Source organism: Pseudomonas sp. URIL14HWK12:I6, assembly GCF_000514195.1.
In the GTDB taxonomy this organism is placed as follows: Bacteria; Pseudomonadota; Gammaproteobacteria; order Pseudomonadales; family Pseudomonadaceae; genus Aquipseudomonas; species Aquipseudomonas putida_A.
Window position 1 is genome coordinate 42851 of the sequence record NZ_AZVL01000014.1, and the last position, 16718, is coordinate 59568.

The 16718-nt window shown below is 60.4% G+C and carries 14 protein-coding genes; 5 read left to right on the forward strand and 9 right to left on the reverse strand.

Going from position 1 to position 16718, the window contains the following annotated elements:
• Positions 1-43: 43 nt before the first annotated feature.
• From H043_RS0118695 to H043_RS0118705, 3 genes are all read left to right on the forward strand, one after another.
• Positions 44-1450 (forward strand): efflux transporter outer membrane subunit, encoded by a 1407-nt coding sequence (locus tag H043_RS0118695; RefSeq protein ID WP_049827914.1) that lies wholly within the window; start codon positions 44-46, stop codon positions 1448-1450.
• A gap of 156 nt (positions 1451-1606) precedes the next feature.
• Positions 1607-2212, forward strand: coding sequence for an SCO family protein (locus H043_RS0118700; RefSeq protein ID WP_027613129.1), 606 nt, complete (start codon positions 1607-1609; stop codon positions 2210-2212).
• Complete coding sequence (locus H043_RS0118705) at positions 2212-2691, forward strand: copper chaperone PCu(A)C (RefSeq protein WP_027613130.1); 480 nt, start codon at positions 2212-2214, stop codon at positions 2689-2691. The genes H043_RS0118700 and H043_RS0118705 overlap by 1 nt, the downstream gene beginning before the upstream one ends.
• Before the next feature lie 69 nt (positions 2692-2760).
• On the opposite strand, the gene H043_RS0118710 is transcribed toward H043_RS0118705, so the two are convergent.
• Positions 2761-3255: a hypothetical protein gene (locus tag H043_RS0118710; RefSeq protein WP_027613131.1), complete on the reverse strand. Its 495-nt coding sequence runs from the start codon at positions 3253-3255 to the stop codon at positions 2761-2763.
• A gap of 127 nt (positions 3256-3382) precedes the next feature.
• Positions 3383-4399: an ABC transporter substrate-binding protein gene (locus H043_RS0118715; protein WP_027613132.1), complete on the reverse strand. Its 1017-nt coding sequence runs from the start codon at positions 4397-4399 to the stop codon at positions 3383-3385.
• Between the two features lie 309 nt (positions 4400-4708).
• Between H043_RS0118715 and H043_RS0118720 the strand changes: the two genes are divergently transcribed.
• A complete protein-coding gene (locus H043_RS0118720; RefSeq protein WP_155953503.1) occupies positions 4709-6940 on the forward strand; it encodes an LTA synthase family protein in 2232 nt (743 codons plus the stop codon).
• A gap of 42 nt (positions 6941-6982) precedes the next feature.
• Here H043_RS0118720 and H043_RS0118725 read toward each other — a convergent pair whose 3' ends face one another.
• Positions 6983-7411, reverse strand: a complete 429-nt coding sequence (locus tag H043_RS0118725) for a hypothetical protein (RefSeq protein ID WP_027613134.1) — start codon at positions 7409-7411, stop codon at positions 6983-6985.
• 289 nt (positions 7412-7700) lie between these two features.
• On the opposite strand from H043_RS0118725, the gene katG reads away from it, so the two are divergent.
• Positions 7701-9971 carry a catalase/peroxidase HPI gene (katG, locus tag H043_RS0118730; protein ID WP_027613135.1) on the forward strand — a complete coding sequence of 757 codons (2271 nt, stop codon included), beginning with the start codon at positions 7701-7703 and terminating at the stop codon, positions 9969-9971.
• 118 nt (positions 9972-10089) lie between these two features.
• Here katG and pepN read toward each other — a convergent pair whose 3' ends face one another.
• The 6 genes from pepN to H043_RS0118760 are packed head-to-tail and all read right to left on the reverse strand — an operon-like array spanning position 10090 to position 16606.
• A complete protein-coding gene (gene pepN / locus H043_RS0118735) occupies positions 10090-12747 on the reverse strand; it encodes an aminopeptidase N (protein ID WP_027613136.1) in 2658 nt (885 codons plus the stop codon).
• A gap of 10 nt (positions 12748-12757) precedes the next feature.
• Complete coding sequence (locus tag H043_RS0118740) at positions 12758-13588, reverse strand: DUF2797 domain-containing protein (RefSeq protein WP_027613137.1); 831 nt, start codon at positions 13586-13588, stop codon at positions 12758-12760.
• Entirely contained in the window at positions 13585-13845 is a 261-nt protein-coding gene (locus tag H043_RS0118745; protein WP_003224178.1) for a YeaC family protein, read from the reverse strand. The genes H043_RS0118740 and H043_RS0118745 overlap by 4 nt, the downstream gene beginning before the upstream one ends.
• Positions 13846-13878: 33 nt before the next feature.
• Positions 13879-14748 carry a rhomboid family intramembrane serine protease gene (locus H043_RS0118750; RefSeq protein ID WP_027613138.1) on the reverse strand — a complete coding sequence of 290 codons (870 nt, stop codon included), beginning with the start codon at positions 14746-14748 and terminating at the stop codon, positions 13879-13881.
• A complete protein-coding gene (locus H043_RS0118755) occupies positions 14745-15716 on the reverse strand; it encodes a metallophosphoesterase (RefSeq protein ID WP_027613139.1) in 972 nt (323 codons plus the stop codon). The genes H043_RS0118750 and H043_RS0118755 overlap by 4 nt, the downstream gene beginning before the upstream one ends.
• Complete coding sequence (locus H043_RS0118760) at positions 15716-16606, reverse strand: NAD(+) kinase (RefSeq protein WP_003224174.1); 891 nt, start codon at positions 16604-16606, stop codon at positions 15716-15718. The genes H043_RS0118755 and H043_RS0118760 overlap by 1 nt, the downstream gene beginning before the upstream one ends.
• Positions 16607-16718 lie beyond the last annotated feature (112 nt).

Consider the following 16718-nt stretch of genomic DNA (forward strand, 5'->3'; position numbering starts at 1 on the left):
GACGCGGTCCCCGGCACGTGTTTTTTCTGCATGAGAGCGTTCGATGCTGCGCATTTCCCTGCTGTCCTTCGCCGTCCTGCTGGCCGGTTGTTCGTTGATTCCCGAGTACCAGCGCCCTGCGTCACCGAGCGCGGCGCAGTATCCGCAAGGCGCCGTTTACCCGGCACCGACACCCGCCGCAGCGCGCACTGAAGACTGGCGCACGCTGTTCAACGACCCGGCGCTGCAACAGTTGATCGAAAGCGCGCTGGTGAACAATCGCGATCTGCGGGTGGCGGCGCTGAACGTCGAGGCGTTCCAGGCGCAGTACCGGATCCAGCGCGCCGATCTGCTGCCGGCGGTGTCGGCCAATGCCAGCGAGTCACGCCAGCGCATGCCGCCCAGCGTGACCCGCAGCAAAGCCATGATCAATTCGACCTATGCGGTGAATCTGGGTGTCAGTGCCTATGAGCTGGATTTTTTCGGCCGAGTGCGCAGCCTCAGCGAGCAGGCGCTGCAAACCTGGCTGGCGACCGAACAGGCGCGGCGCAGTGCCGAGCTGAGTCTGGTAGCCAACGTCGCCAACGCCTACCTGACCTGGCGCGCCGATCAGGAGTTGCTCGAACTGACGCGCCAGACCCTGGCCGCCGATGAGCAAAGCCTGCGCCTGACCACGCGCAACCGCGACGCCGGCAAGTCTTCGGCGCTGGAACAGGCGCAGGCGCAAACCAGCGTCGACAGTTCGCGAGCCAATCTGGCGCGATACAAACGTCAGGTGGCGCAGGATCTCAACAGCCTGACGCTACTGGTTGGCGCTCAGATCCCCGAGCAACTGCCGGCGCAACCACTGGCCAGCGATCTGGTTCAGCAATTGCCGGCCGGGTTGCCGTCGGATCTGCTGCAACGGCGCCCGGACATTCTCCAGGCCGAGTACAAACTGAAAGCGGCCAACGCCAATATCGGTGCAGCGCGCGCGGCGTTTTTCCCCAGTGTCAGCCTGACCGCCAGCGCCGGCACCTCCAGCCGCGATCTGTCCGGCCTGTTCAGCGCCGGCTCCGGGGCGTGGACGTTCCAGCCGCAAATCAACCTGCCGATTTTCAACGCCGGCGGCCTGCGCGCGAGTCTGGATTATTCGAAATTGCAGAAAGACGTCGCGGTCGCCGAATACGAGAAATCGATTCAAACCGCGTTTCAGGAAGTTGCCGACGGCCTGGCAGCGCGCAGCACTTATCAGCAGCAATTGCAGGCACAGCGCGATCTGGTGCAGGCGACACAGGACTACTACAACCTGGCGCAGCACCGCTATCAAAACGGTGTCGACAGCAGCCTGACGTTTCTTGATGCGCAACGTTCACTGTTCAGTTCACAGCAGGGGCTGATCACTGATCGGCTGGCGCAGCTGGTTGCCGAGGTCAACCTGTACACCGCGCTGGGCGGCGGCTGGCAGGCCGATGAGGCCCGGGTTCAGTAGCCCCTCGTCACTTTTTCTTACACCTTTTGTCGCCCGATACGACGCCGCGCGGCGATCCGTGGCCGGCGTCTGCCGTCAGTTTGGTATCATGCGCCGCTTTTACGGTTAACCCCCCGCCAGTCCTGCCGACTGACGGGCTGCAAAAGGCGGTATTAGATGACGGCTTTGTTGACTCGCCGCAAGGTGCTTGCGGGAATGGGCGTGCTGGGCCTGGGCCTGCTCGCCGGCTGCGACACCCGTGGCCAACTGTCGTACAAGTACGGCAAGGACCTGAGTGACAAGATCCTCGGACGCACCTTCAAGCTGAAGAACACCGACGGTGAAACCATGACGCTGTCGAGCTTTCGCGGGATGATGCCGATGATCTTCTTCGGCTTCACCCAATGCCCGGCGGTGTGCCCGACCACTCTCGCCCGCGCCGCGCAAATCAAGAAGCTGATGGGCAAGGACGGCGACCGTCTGCAGGTGATCTTCATCACCCTCGACCCGGAACGCGACACGCCGCAGATCCTCGACGCCTACGTCAAAGCCTTCGACCCGAGCTTCGTCGCACTGTACGGCACGCTGGAAGAAACCCAGGCCACCGCCAAGGAATTCGACGTGTTCTTCGAGAAGGTGCCGGCCGGCGAAACCTACACCATCTCCCACACGTCCACCAGTTACGTCTACGACTCGCGCGGCCAGTTGCGCATGGGTCTGTCTGTATCGCTTTCGGCACAAGAGTGCACGGAAGATTTGCTCACCGTTATGGAGGTCTGCTGATGCACCCCGTTTTGAACAACATCAAACGCGCCGTTTTCGCCCTGTCCCTGCTGGGCCTGGCGTTTCAAGCCTCGGCTCAGACCAAGGTCGATGATGCCTGGGTGCGTGCGACCGTGCCGACCCAATCGGCCAGCGGCGCGTTCATGACCGTCACCGCGGACAGCGACAGCAAACTGCTGAGCGTGGCCTCGCCAGTGGCCAAGGATGTGCAGATCCACGAAATGTCGATGAAGAACGACGTGATGAGCATGGGCCCGGTCAAATCGGTTGACCTGCCAGCCGGCAAAGCCGTCACCTTCGACCCGAACGGCTACCACGTGATGCTGATGGGCCTGACCGGCCAGCTCAAGGAAGGCGAAAGCGTACCGCTGACCCTGACCGTGGAAAACGCCAAGGGCGAGAAAGAAACCGTCGAAGTCAAAGCCGAAGTGCGTGCGCTGACGCACATGGAAGGCCACGATCACAGCAAGATGCATTGATCTGACTTGGCGGTAATAAAAAGGGGCGGCCTGATTGATGATCAGGTCGCCCCTTTTTTATCGCGCATGTCAGCCGCGCTTGCGGGCCAGTGCATTGCGCACGCTTTCTCTCGACATCCCCGAGCGCGATGCCGCTGCAGTTTTCTCCACGGGCGCCACAGCCAACTGCTGCTTGCGCTTCAACACCTGACTCCAGCGATAACCGAGATAACCGGCCGCCGCAAAAAATCCCAGCCAACCGGTGATCAGGTTGACCACTGTCCACAGCCCAAGGGTGATCAGTACGGTTTTCCAGGTGAACAGCTTCAGGTTGTTGTCGACGGGCACCGTTTCAACCGGTGCCTGCTGCGCCACTGGAGTCTGCTGCACTCCATCCAGATCAAAGCGCAATGAGAAGTCCGCCCCCGGTACCTGGACATTTATCTGATTGCCTTCAGCGGTATGCACCCGCACTTCGCCATTGACGACCGACACCGAGCTGAAACTGATCTGGGTTTCGTGATGAATCTCGCCGTTGACCAAGGTCACGACCGTTCGTTGTTCGCCATTGGGGGTGTCGCGCATGTCGATTCCTTGAGAACTCCACGTCGGACGACGTGCGAAGGGAAAATCCGTTGGGCTCGAATGCTACTGAGTGGCCATCAGGCTGTCCAGAAACAGCCAAAGGTTTCAACGCTTTGGCGAGCCGTTATCAGCTCCCCGCGCCGCCATGCGCCTCTTCAAAGAAGTAATCCTTCCAACTGTCGGCCTTGTTCTTCAGCACGCCCAGTTCCTGCAGTTTCTCGGCATAGATGAACGTGCGCTGCGGCACCACTGTGAAGTCGATTTCCGGATCGGTGACGATCTGCTCGACCAGCGCCAGCGGCAGCTTCGACTGTTCGACGCGGATGTACGCCTGGGCGGCGGCGGGTTTGTCGGCCTTGATGATTTTTTCCGCTTCGGCCAACGCGTCGTAGAACGCCTTGTAGGTCCTGGGATTTTCGTCGTGGAATTTTTCCGTGGTGTAGAGCACGTTGAACGTGGCCTGACCGCCGAGCACGTCGTAGGAACTCAGCACTTTGTGCACGTTGGGGTTTTGCAACGCCTGATACTGGAACGGCGGGCTGGAGAAGTGCGAGTTGATTTCCGAACCACCGGCAATCAGCGCCGCCGTGGCGTCCGGATGCGGCAGGCTGACCGAGATGTCGTCAAATTTTTTGTACTGGTCATTGCCGAATTCCCTGGCCGTTTCGATCTGCAGGGTCCGCGACTGGAACCCCACGCCCGCCGCCGGCACGGCGATGCGATCCTTGTCGCTGAAATCCTTCAGGGTCTTGATGTTCGGGTTGTTGGTCAGCAGGTAATTGGGCATCGAGCCGAGCGAGGCAATCGCCTTGACGTTCTGTTTGCCACGGGTGCGATCCCACACGGTGAGCATCGGCGGCACCCCGGCGGAGACCACGTCCAGCGCGCCGGTCAGCAGCGCTTCGTTCATGGCGGTGGCGCCGGAGATGCTGTTCCAGTCGACCTTGATCTCCAGCCCCTGCGCCTTGCCGTGTTTTTCGATCAACTGCTGATCACGGACCACATCGAGAATCAGATAACCGATGCCGAATTGCTGGGCGATGCTGATCTTGCCTTCGGCCTGGGCACCGCCGCTGAGCAGAAGACTGCCTGCCAGGGATGCGGCCAACAGAATCAGCGCAGAACGTTTGAACGGTATGGCCATGACAACCTCGCAGCTGGGTGAATTGGCTGAAAGGCCGAACTCTATCGCTATAAAAAACAGAAATTAAATACCGTTATCGAATATCCATAGCACGCTCACGTTTGCCGTCATGCGCTGATTTAAACAGCCTGAAACAATAAATCTGCCATCGATTACACGCTGTGCGTCAGCCGTCAGCGCGCTGACACCAACGCCAGTCACGGCCTCAAGCCCTGCGCCGTGCCTGCGAGAGCGGATCAGCCGGTAGTTTAAAAGGGCGATCAGACAGCCCACCCTTGGTATCATCGCGCACACTTTTATGACGGTTTGATGGCTGGAAGGTCTTTGTTTGTGAGCGTTTTATTGCGTTGGTTGCGGCAGCCGCATGCCCGCCTGTTTTCCCTGATTCTGCTGGTGCTGATTGTACCGGTGTGCCTGCGCGCGGCGTTGGGCTGGTCGTCGTCGCCGGGCTATTTGTCCGACCTGGCGATTGGCAGTTTGCTGGTGCTGGTGCTGCATCGTCGTGCGTGGTGGCTGGCGTTGCCGTTGCTGCTGTTCTGGGGGTTGCTGGCGGTGGCAACGGCCGAGTTGGTCAGCGCTGTCGGCCGGTTGCCGAACCCATCCGACCTGCATTACCTGATTGACCCGCAGTTCGTGGAGAACTCCACCGGTGGCGGCTTTGCCCATCCGACGCTGGGCGTTGCCCTGTTGCTGGCGCTGCTGCTCTGGTTGCTGACGCGTTTCGCCAATCGCGCGCAGCCCGCTGCTGCCCTGCCCCGTGCCGTGTGGGCGGCCCCGGCGCTGCTATTCGCCGCGCACTGGGGCGTGCAGAACCAGTGGCCGAACGATGAGGATCCGTGGCGCCTGTACAACCTGCCGCATCAGTTGCTCGCCTCGCAAGTCGCCGAGCTGCAGTTGCAGGCCGAGGAATGGCTGGACGGTGACGTCGAACCCGCCGCGCCACAGATGGCCGGGCTGACCGATCTGGATCTCAATGGCCACAAGCTGCTGGCCGCACCGGGGCAGGCGCGCAATGTGCTGATCATCGCCCTGGAGGGCATCCCCGGCGCGTACATCCGCGCCAATCGCGAGGCCATCGGCAGTCATTATCAGGAAGAACTGATGCCTCATCTCAGTCGCTGGGCCGAGCGCGGCATGAACACCCCGGATTACGTGCTGCATACGCACCAGACCATTCGTGGCCTGTACGCCATGCTCTGTGGCGATTACGACAAGCTCAACAACGGCACGCCCAAAGGCGTGGAAATGCTCACCCAGCAGGAGCGCAATCAGGCCTGCCTGCCGGCGCAACTGCGGCAGAACGGCTTCAGCACTCACTACCTGCAAGGCGCCGGTCTGCGTTTCATGGCCAAAGACAAGATCATGCCGCACATCGGTTTCGATGCGACCCATGGTCTGGAGTGGTTCAGCAACGCCAACTATCTGGAGTTTCCGTGGGGCAAGGATGACAAGGCGTTCTTCGAAGGCGCGCTGGATTACGTCGGCCAACTGAAGAAGCAGAAGCAACCGTGGATGCTCACTCTGTTGACCGTCGGCACGCACCAGCCCTACTCCGCACCGGAAGACTATCTGGCGCGCTACGAGACGCCGAAACAGGCTGCCGTCGGTTATCTCGATGATGCGCTGGAGCAGTTCCTCAGCGGTCTCGAACGCCAGGGCGTACTGAAAGACACGCTGGTGGTGATCACCTCGGACGAATCCCACGGCATCGATGGCGTGCGTCTGGCGTCGTCCTGGGGTTTCAACCTGACTCTGGCACCGGAACACGAGCAACTGCCGCGACTGAATGCCGGGGTCTACGGTCATGTCGATCTGAGCGCGTCGATCCTCGACTATTTCGATCTGCCGGTGCCGTCGGCGCTGAGCGGCCGTTCGCTGTTCCGCGACTACGACAGCGGACGCGAAATCATGTCCTACACCAACGGCAAGCTGCGCTACCACAACGGCCAGGGGATCTTTTCCGAGTGCGACATGCCGCGCCGCTGCCGCTACTACGAAAGCGCCGGGTTCATTGCCGAGCGGGCCACCTTCAAGGGCAATGAAAGCAGCCAGCAGGCCCGGCAGATTGCCGCGCGGGCCATGGCGCTGGACCTGTCGCTGCTGCGCACCCCGCTCAATCAGCGTTACCAGTTCGGCAGCAACAACGTCATCCCGCTGCAGGCGCAGATCAAGGATGACTGGGCCGATAACCTGATCGGTGCGCAATACCTGGAAATGCCCAAGGGTTCGCACACCCGCGTGCGCCTGACCGTGCGCTCGGTGGACCCGCAGCAGGCGGCGTACATTCAGCTCAAGGCCAAGGAGTTCGAACAGGACGTGCAACTGGGCCTGCCGACCGAGATGGTCGCCACGGCCGATCAGCCGCTGCAGATGGATTTCAGCTTCGACAACCCGCAACAGCGCAAGGCCTTTTCGTTTCACTTGCTGGGTTATGGATTGGGTGCGGTCGAGGTCACGGATTTCAGTGTGATTACTGAATTGCCGGGGCAGGAAGATCCGCTGGATGCGTTGCCGGAGGATGAAACTGTGCAATCGAGTTGAAATCGGGGAAGGGGCGGATTGGTTGGATCCGTCCCTTTACGTTTACTCACGGAGCTTAATTTCAAATTTACCTGTTATTTTCCCTACTCGAGGCAAACTAAAATCGATTTCACCTTTAACACCGTATTTATATTCGCCGCTTTGTAAGAACGTCACAGTTGCCACCCCTTGTTGAATCTCGTGAAAATCGCCGCCCTTACTAATGCTCCAAACCAGACCACCTTTGTACCACTTCACCTCGTGAGGGCCTTCTTTTATAGCCCATGGAACACAGAAGGCTACGGAGTTTTTATTATCTCTATCAGCCCCAACAATGTAATATTCCTCTCCTGCCCTGTGAAACACCACGTTCGTATCCGCGAACATGAACTCTACGTTATCAACGCTAGCTTTAAACGTGCCTTTATATTTACCGCGACCTTCATGAATCAGCTTAAGAATTTGCTCTTCTGGTTTAATTGAATTTTTCATGCAAATACACTCCCGACTCGATTGCCAACAAAGGTTTGTGATTCATCAGGCCCTTAACATGCAGCCAATATATTTTTTATTAATTCCTCCGCGCACTGTCAGAAATGACAGTCGTTTAGTCTATTTCGAGCTAAAAACCTTTCAACTCATTCCATAGCATCATTCATTGAAGAGTTTGCCTATCAGCCTCCAATAGTCGGCCTATTAGCTGACTGCCCAAGTCGGGTCTAGCCTTACTAGTCCGAAGTCGGCATGAGCCGGCCGCACAAGACCTGATAAGGACTCGAACATGGCAAACGAATCGAAATGCCCGTTCAACCACGCCGCCGGTGGTGGTACGACGAACCGTGACTGGTGGCCGAATCAACTGAACCTGAAGATCCTCAGCCAGCACTCGCCCAAGTCCGATCCGCTGGGCAAGGACTTCGACTACGCCAAAGCCTTCCAGAGCCTGGACTTCCAGGCCCTGAAACAAGACCTGCGTGCGCTGATGACCGACTCCCAGGACTGGTGGCCGGCCGACTTCGGCCACTACGGCCCGCTGTTCATTCGCATGGCCTGGCATAGCGCCGGCACCTATCGCACCGCCGATGGCCGTGGTGGCGCCGGCTCCGGGCAACAGCGTTTCGCTCCGCTCAACAGCTGGCCGGACAACGTCAGCCTCGACAAAGCGCGGCGCCTGCTGTGGCCGATCAAACAGAAATACGGCCGCAATATTTCCTGGGCCGACCTGATCGTGCTCACCGGCAACGTCGCTCTGGAGTCGATGGGCTTCAAGACCTTCGGCTTCTCCGGTGGACGTCCCGATGTCTGGGAACCGGACGAAGACGTCTACTGGGGTTCGGAACGCGAATGGCTCGGCGGCGACAGCCGTTACGGCAAAGACAAGTCAGCCATGCAGGAGCCCGGTGACGGCACGCTGGTGGCCGAACCGGACTTGCACGGCAAAGAGCAAAGCCGTACCGATCAGGGCGAACGCAATCTGGAAAACCCGCTCGCCGCGGTGCAAATGGGCCTGATTTATGTGAACCCGGAAGGCCCAGAGGGCAATCCGGACCCAGTAGCTTCGGGCCGCGATATCCGCGAAACCTTCGGCCGCATGGCCATGAACGACGAAGAAACCGTCGCGCTGATCGCCGGCGGTCACGCCTTCGGCAAGACCCACGGCGCCGGCCCGGCCGACAATGTCGGACCTGAGCCGGAAGCGGCCGGCCTGGAAGAACAAGGCCTCGGCTGGCGCAACGCATTCGGCACCGGCAAAGGCGCCGACACCATTACCAGCGGCCTGGAAGTGACCTGGACCACCACCCCGACCCAATGGAGCAACAACTACCTGGAAAACCTGTTCGGCTTCGAGTGGGAACTGTTCAAGAGCCCGGCCGGTGCGCACCAGTGGAAACCGAAAAACGGCGCGGGGGCTGGCACCGTTCCCCATGCGCACGATCCAAGCAAAAAACTCTCGCCAACCATGCTCACCTCCGACCTGGCGCTACGTTTCGACCCGATCTACGAGCCGATCGCCCGTCGCTTCCTGGCCAACCCGGATCAACTGGCCGACGCCTTCGCCCGCGCCTGGTACAAACTGATCCACCGAGACATGGGTCCGCTGTCGCGCTACCTCGGCCCGGAACTGCCGAACGAAGAACTGCTGTGGCAAGACCCGATTCCTGAGGCCACTCACCCACTGATCGACAGCAACGATGCGGCAGCGCTGAAAAGCAAAGTGCTGGCTTCCGGCCTTTCGGTGTCGCAACTGGTGTCCACCGCCTGGGCCGCGGCATCGACCTTCCGTGGTTCGGACAAACGGGGGGGCGCCAACGGCGGACGTCTGCGTCTGGCCCCGCAGAAATTCTGGCAGGCCAATCAGCCGGAGCAACTGGACAAGGTGCTGAAAACCCTTGAGGGCATTCAGAACGAGTTCAACGCCGGCTTATCCGGCAAGAAAGTCTCGCTGGCAGATCTGATCGTGCTGGCGGGTAACGCCGGGGTCGAGCAAGCGGCGAAAAACGCCGGGCACTCGGTCTCTGTGCCGTTCAATCCAGGACGCACCGACGCGACTCAGGAGCAAACCGATGTCGAGTCGTTTGGTTTCCTCGAACCGATTGCCGATGGTTTCCGCAACTACAGCAAGGGCAAATACACCGTGTCGGCCGAAGCGCTACTGATCGACAAGGCGCAATTGCTCACCCTCTCCGCTCCGGAAATGACCGTACTGGTCGGTGGTCTGCGGGTATTGGGGGCGAATGTCGGGCAGAGCCGGCATGGCGTGTTCACCTCGCGCACGGAAACCCTAAGCAACGACTTCTTCACCAACCTGCTGGACATGGGTGTGGAGTGGAAGCCGACGTCGGCAGCGGCGGACGAGTTCGAAGGACGCGACCGTAAAACCGGTAGCGTGAAGTGGACGGCGACGCGGGTTGATCTGGTGTTTGGTTCCAACGCGATACTGCGCGCGCTGGCCGAGGTGTATGCGAGTTCTGACGCGAAGGAACAGTTCGTCAAAGACTTCGTGGCGGCGTGGGCCAAGGTGATGGAGCTGGATCGATTCGACCTGAAATAACAGCAAACGCAAAAACCTGTGGGAGCGGGCTTGCTCGCGAATGCGGTATACCAGTCGACATCTCCGTGTCTGACACACCGCTTTCGCGAGCAAGCCCGCTCCCACATTTCGTTATGCGTTACGCCAGGCTTTTGCTCACCACTTCATATACATCGCTGGACAGCTGACCGGAAGCCAGAATCCGCTCCAGCTCCGCCTTCATCAACGCCTGACGGGCGCTGTCGTATTTACGCCAGCGAGTCAGTGGCGCCAGTTGCCGCGAAGCAATCTGCGGGTTGAAGCCGTTCAGTTCGATCACCAGATCCGCAAGGAAGCGGTAGCCCGAACCGTCGGCGGCGTGGAAGTTGATCAGGTTCTGCCCGGCAAACGCACCGACCAGCGCACGCACCTTGTTCGGGTTCTTGATATTGAACGCCGGGTGCTGCATCAACGCCTTCACCCGCGCCAGACCGCCCGGCAGTGTGCTGCCGGCCTGCACGCTGAACCACTGATCCATGACCAGCGGATTGTCCTTGAAGTGCTCGGCGAACGTCGCCAGCGCTTTGGCCTTGTGTTCTTCGAACGGCGAGTTGACCAGCACCGCCAGCGCGGTCAGGCGCTCGGTCATGTTGTCGCTGTTTTCGAACTGTTCCTGCGTAGCGGCCAGCACTTCGGGCTTGCCGCTGAGCATCAGGTACGACAGCGCAATGTTCTGCAGCGCGCGACGGGCAAAGTGCTCGGCCTCGGCCACATACGGCGTCTGCTTCGACAAGTCGCGGTTGGCCTGATAACGCAGCCACAGCGCTTCGAACAGGTTGTCCGCGAGTTGCTTGCGAGCGAATTCGCGAGCGTTGTGGATCGCCTCGACATCCGCCACTTCGCTGATTTCGGTCAGATACGCTTCGCTCGGCAGCGAAAGCATTTCGGCGACCATGGCCTGATCCAGCGACTCATCGGACAGCACGGTTTTCAGCGCCGAGATCAGACGCGGATCGAGCACCAGGCTCTCGCCCTTCTGCTGCTGGGCGATCAGCTCCTGCAGGACCTGCACCGACAGTTGCTGACCGGCATCCCAGCGGTTGAAGCCGTCGCTGTCGTGCTGCATCAGGAACATCAACTGGTCACGGTTGTACGGGAAGCTCAGTTTCACCGGTGCCGAGAAACCACGCAGCAACGACGGCAGCGGCTGTTCAGCGATGTCGACGAAGGTGAAGGTCTGCTCAGCCTCGGTCACCGAGATCACGCGGGTGGTGCCCTGGGCCGACGCTTCACCCGCCAGACGCAGCGCGATCTCGTGGCCTTTGCTGTCGAGCAGACCGAGTTCGACCGGGATCACGAACGGCAGTTTTTCCACTTTGTCCGGGGTTTCCGGGCAGCTCTGGCGGAAGGTCAGGCTGTAGGTTTTCGCCGCGGCGTCGTAGGACTCGCTGACCGCCAGACGCGGCGTGCCAGCCTGGCTGTACCAGCGTTTGAACTGGGTCAGGTCGACACCGTTGGCGTCTTCCATGGCTTTGACAAAGTCGTCGCAGGTCACGGCCTGGCCGTCGTGGCGTTCGAAGTACAGGTCACTGCCCTTGCGGAAGCCTTCGGCACCCAGCAAGGTATGGATCATGCCGACCACTTCCGAGCCTTTTTCGTACACGGTCAGGGTGTAGAAGTTGGAAATCTCGATGAAGCTGTCCGGGCGCACCGCGTGGGCCATCGGGCCGGCATCTTCGGCGAACTGGTGGGTACGCAGGTACGCTACGTCCTGAATGCGCTTGACCGTGGCCGAGTTCATGTCCGAGGAGAAACCGGCGTCGCGGAATACGGTGAAGCCTTCCTTGAGCGACAGCTGGAACCAGTCGCGGCAGGTCACGCGGTTACCCGACCAGTTGTGGAAGTATTCGTGGGCGACGATTGCCTCGACCCGCTGGTGCGCGGCGTCGGTGGCGGTTTCGGCGCGAGCCAGCACGGCGCTGGAGTTGAAGATGTTGAGGCCCTTGTTCTCCATCGCGCCCATGTTGAAGTCGTTGACGGCGACGATCATGAAGATGTCCAGATCGTACTCGCGACCGTAGACCTCTTCGTCCCAGCGCATCGACTTCTTCAGGCTGTTCATCGCGTGCTGGCACTTGTCGATGTTTTCCGGCTCGACGTAAATGCGCAGTGCAACATTGCGATTGGTCATGGTGGTGAAGGTGTCTTCGACACACCACAAATCACCGGCCACCAGCGCGAACAGGTACGCCGGTTTCATGAACGGGTCTTCCCAGGTCGCCCAGTGTCGGCCGTCTTCGCCCGGGCCGGAGGCAATCGGGTTGCCGTTGGACAGCAGCACCGGATAGCTGTGCTGCTCGGCGACCACCGTGGTGGTGAACTTGCTCATCACGTCCGGGCGGTCGAGGTAATAGGTGATCTTGCGGAAGCCTTCGGCCTCGCACTGGGTACAGAACATCGTGCCGGACTTGTACAGGCCTTCCAGCGCGGTATTGGTTTCCGGGTGAATCCGGACGCTGGTGTCGACCGTGAAGCTGGCGCTGGCCGGCTGCAGGGTCAGGGTGTTTTCGCTCAGCTGGTAATCACTGGCGCTCAGTTCCTGGTCGGCCAGGGTTACCGACAGCAGTTCCAACTGCTGGCCGTCGAGCACCAGCGGCGGCAGGCCCGGGCCACGCTCCGGGTTGCGGCGCATCACCAGTTGCGCGTGGACCAGGCTGTGGTCCTCGAACAGCTCGAAGGTGAGGTGCGTCTCGTCGATCAGGTACTCGGGCGCCTGATAGTCCTTCAGGTAAATCATCTTCGGTTGTTCGGTGCGCATGCTGGAATCCTTATTGATGCACGGCGAGCTGATAGGCCGTGTATTTACGAATGTTGATCACGCCGGTGTCAAAAATCAGGTACTGACCCTTGATACCCAGCAGCGTGCCTTCGGCAATCGGGTTCTTGTCCAGGTTGAAGCTGACGATTTTGGCCGGGTATTGCTCGACCGGATAGCGGATTTCGAGAGGTTCTACATCGGCAATCGTCTGAATTGCTTGTAGGCCGAATCGCTGTTGCAGGCCTTGCAAGCCCTCGGCGCAGCTTTCAAATAACTGGTCGCGCACTTGGGCCAGGTCCACCGCCGCCGCATCGCCCTTGAGCAAGGCGCGCCAGTTGGTCTTGTCGGCCACCTGGCTGCGGAACAGGTCTTCGACGAAGCCCGACTGCTGGCGCGTCGATACGCGCATGATCGGCAGCGCCTGACTTGCGCCCTGATCGAGCCAGCGAGTCGGCAACTGCGTGGCGCGAGTAATACCGACCTTGATCCCCGACGAGTTGGCCAGATACACCACATGATCAGTCATGCAGAACTTCTGCCCCCACTCCGGCTCCCGGCAGGTACCGGCCTCGAAGTGACAACGCTCCGGGCTCATGATGCACAGATCGCACTGCGCCAGTTTGGTCATGCACGGGTAGCAGTAACCCTGACTGAAACTGGTTTTGGTCTTGCGCCCGCAATGGGTGCAATGAATCGCCCCCAGGTACTCCAGACGCACAGTGGTGCCGATCATGGGGTTGACCGGGACCTCGACGTCATCCAGACGAAACGCGTATTGCACATTCGGCCCGTCCAGGCGCGCCGACATTTTGCTGATTGCACCGCGGCCAATCTCGATCAATGGATGGCATCCGACTTGAACAGGATGTTCGGTACTTCGATCGACTTCGACGCACATTCCTGCGGGCCCATGTAACCGGTGCGCTGATCTTCAGGCAGGTTCTGGATTTCCCAGGCGATCATCGCCTGCAGCGACAGCTCGCGCTGTTCGGCGGTGAGTTTGCCACCGTCGGACCACTTGCCGATTTCCACGGCCAGTTTCAGGCTCTCGTAGATGTCCGGGGTGATGTTTTTGATCATGTCGTTAAAAGAGGACATCAGGGTCTCCGTGCTCTTTATTCACTTAAAATTTCAGGCGGCCAGTTTACGGCGGTTATACAAACCGCCCAACAAACCGGTGAAGCATCCGATGAGTAACCCGCTGACGTGCGCGGCGTTGGCGATCTGGCCGAAACCGATCATCGAGACCAGTCCGGACATGCAAATCACCAGCCACACCAGCATCATCACCAGCACGCCTCGCGGCAGGCGATACGCCGGGTTCGGCGCCAGCAACTGGAAAATCCAGCAATGGCCGAGCAAACCGTAGAGCACGCCGGACAAGCCGCCAAACAGGCTCGGGCCGCTCCAGGCAAACTGCGCGTAGTTCGACACCAGGCTGAACAGCAGGGTCAGCCCGAGCAGGTTGATGCTGCCCTGACGTGACTCGATGCGCCGCCCCAGCTCCCAGTACCACATGCCGTTCATGGCCAGGTGCAGGATGCCGAAGTGCAGCAGCATCGGCGTGAACAGGCGCCACCACTGCCCCGCCGCCAGGCTGTCGGCCAGCGGCGTGAACTGGATGTACTCGCCGACCACGCGGAAGTCGAGGAAGGTCAGCCAGCGAATGGTGTCGAGGTTGTCACCCAGATAGGTCAGGCCGCCGACCAGCAGGCTCAGCAGCAGGATCAACCCGGTGGCCTTGGCGTGTTTGAGTTGCTCGGCGAAGCTCGGACGCTTGAAAGTCGGCGCCAGCGGGATGTCCAGTTGCTGATCGGGGTCACCGGCCGGGAAGCGCTCGTACAGTGAACGCACGTCCTCGCTGATTTCCGAAGGCGCCCACAGCACCTGCTCGCCCGCCTCTTCGCTGACTCGATGCGGCACCTGCATCCGTTGCAGCAGCTTGACGAAACCGCTCAGATCCACCGCCAACGGCAGACGCAATACCGCTACCGCACTCATTGCAGCACCTCCGGCCGCTCGACATCGACCCAGACAAATTTATGCGGATCCAGACGTGTTTCCTGATCCAGACGATAGGCCACCAGTTTGCCGTAGAGCACCGCGCTGTAATCGAGACACGCGAGGTTCGGGCGGATCGGCGCCGGTTTGCCGCTGCGCCAGTAGTGGCCGACGAACAACAACGGCTCGTCAATGCCGTAGCGCAGCAGATTGTTTTTTTCGCTGGAGGTCAGCGGCTTCTGCGCCACCGGCTCCGGCAATGCATCCGGCTGGAAGACGATGTCGCCGTAGGTTTTCGGGTCGTCTTCCCAGAATTTGGTGCGGAAGAACGAGCGCACCAGACCGTCGCCGCTGGTCATGGTCAAGCCATCCGGCAGGCGCATGTCGGTGCCGCGCAGCAAGCGGTCGAACACGGTGCAGGCGAAACTGCCGGGCACGGCCGACGCCTGGAGAAAGTGCTCGTCGATGCGCGCATCGGGAAACAGCCCGCGCAATGGTTCGATCAGGCTGGCATCCCAACAGGCGTGCACCACACGGAAGCGTCCGGCATCAACCACCAGCGGCAGTTCGTAGAACCAGTTGAGAAAGTCATGCCAGTCGCCCGGATGGTCTTCGAACTGGGTCAGGGTTTCATGCAGCAGGCGCGCGTGCCGCGGCGTGTGCTCACGGACGAACTGCTTGCCGCTGCCCGGCAGCGCCGGCGTGCTCCAGCCCAGTGCGTTGAATTCGTGGTTGCCCATGATGCACAGCGCCTGCCCGGCCTCGACCATGTCGTGGACGATGTGCAGTGCCTCGCGGATTCGCGGGCCACGGTCGATGATGTCGCCGACGAACACGGCCATGCGCGATGGATGCCGCCAGACCCCGCCCTGCTTGTGATAACCGAGACGATCAAGCAAGTGTTCGAGGGTCAGGGCGCATCCGTGCACGTCACCAATCAAGTCATAACTGCGCGCGGGATCGAGCATCAGTCGCCTCCACCACCCAACTTGCTGCCCCAGCCGAGCTTGGTCCGGCAGACTTCGTAGTAGTTGTGGTCGAGCGGGTGAATCAGCCGCAGCTTCTGGGCTTTTTTGCTGACGGTGATGGTGTCGCCCGGCGCGCAGGTGAAGTGGTTCTGCCCGTCGCAGGAGACCTGCGGGTAGATCTGCATGTTTTTCGACACGACGATTTTCAGCTCACTGTTGCCATCGACCACAATTGGCCGGCTCGACAACATATGGGGGTACATCGGCACGATCACAATGGCATCGAGCTTGGGATGCATGATCGGGCCACCGGCGGACAGCGCGTACGCGGTGGAACCGGTCGGCGTGGCGACGATCAGGCCGTCGGCCTTCTGGCTGCAAACGAACTGGCCGTCGATGTACAGCTCGAACTCGATCATCCGCGTCGATTTGCCCGGGTGCAGCACCACGTCATTCAGCGCATCGCCCTGGCCAATGGCCTCGGCATGCCGGCGCACCTCGGCTTGCAGCAGGAAGCGGTTTTCCACCAGATAGTGGCCGTCGAGCACCTTGGCCACTTCGACTTCCAGCTCATCGGGACGAATGTCGGTGAGAAAACCGAGGCTGCCCCGGTTGATCCCGAGTACCGGAATATTGTGCTTGGCCAGCGCCCGCGCGGCGCCGAGCAGGCTGCCGTCACCGCCGACGACGATGACCATGTCGCAGACTTCGCCGAGCATCTTGCGTGACGAGGTCTGCAGGCCGTGGCCCGGCAGGACTTCGGCGATGGTGTCTTCGAGAATCACGTGCAGGTGACGATCGAGCAGAAAGCGTTTCAGTCGGCGGACGGTATCCAGCACCTGGGAACTGCCCAGGCGACCGATGATGCCGATATTACGAAATTGCTCCATGGGACCTCTGCGGACAATCGAAAACGCGAAAAACACGATTATGGGCGAAAGCCCGCCATAGACAAAATCCTTTCAGCCTCAAGGGTGCGCGCGTGTTTCAGGCTATGCTCGC

Coding starts and splice junctions, on each gene's coding strand:
- H043_RS0118695 (WP_049827914.1), top strand. CDS start 44: ATGCTGCGCATTTCCCTGCTGTCCTTCGCCGTCCTGCTGGCCGGTTGT.
- H043_RS0118700 (WP_027613129.1), top strand. CDS start 1,607: ATGACGGCTTTGTTGACTCGCCGCAAGGTGCTTGCGGGAATGGGCGTG.
- H043_RS0118705 (WP_027613130.1), top strand. CDS start 2,212: ATGCACCCCGTTTTGAACAACATCAAACGCGCCGTTTTCGCCCTGTCC.
- H043_RS0118710 (WP_027613131.1), bottom strand. CDS start 3,255: ATGCGCGACACCCCCAATGGCGAACAACGAACGGTCGTGACCTTGGTC.
- H043_RS0118715 (WP_027613132.1), bottom strand. CDS start 4,399: ATGGCCATACCGTTCAAACGTTCTGCGCTGATTCTGTTGGCCGCATCC.
- H043_RS0118720 (WP_155953503.1), top strand. CDS start 4,709: ATGGCTGGAAGGTCTTTGTTTGTGAGCGTTTTATTGCGTTGGTTGCGG.
- H043_RS0118725 (WP_027613134.1), bottom strand. CDS start 7,411: ATGAAAAATTCAATTAAACCAGAAGAGCAAATTCTTAAGCTGATTCAT.
- katG (WP_027613135.1), top strand. CDS start 7,701: ATGGCAAACGAATCGAAATGCCCGTTCAACCACGCCGCCGGTGGTGGT.
- pepN (WP_027613136.1), bottom strand. CDS start 12,747: ATGCGCACCGAACAACCGAAGATGATTTACCTGAAGGACTATCAGGCG.
- H043_RS0118745 (WP_003224178.1), bottom strand. CDS start 13,845: ATGTCCTCTTTTAACGACATGATCAAAAACATCACCCCGGACATCTAC.
- H043_RS0118750 (WP_027613138.1), bottom strand. CDS start 14,748: ATGAGTGCGGTAGCGGTATTGCGTCTGCCGTTGGCGGTGGATCTGAGC.
- H043_RS0118755 (WP_027613139.1), bottom strand. CDS start 15,716: ATGCTCGATCCCGCGCGCAGTTATGACTTGATTGGTGACGTGCACGGA.
- H043_RS0118760 (WP_003224174.1), bottom strand. CDS start 16,606: ATGGAGCAATTTCGTAATATCGGCATCATCGGTCGCCTGGGCAGTTCC.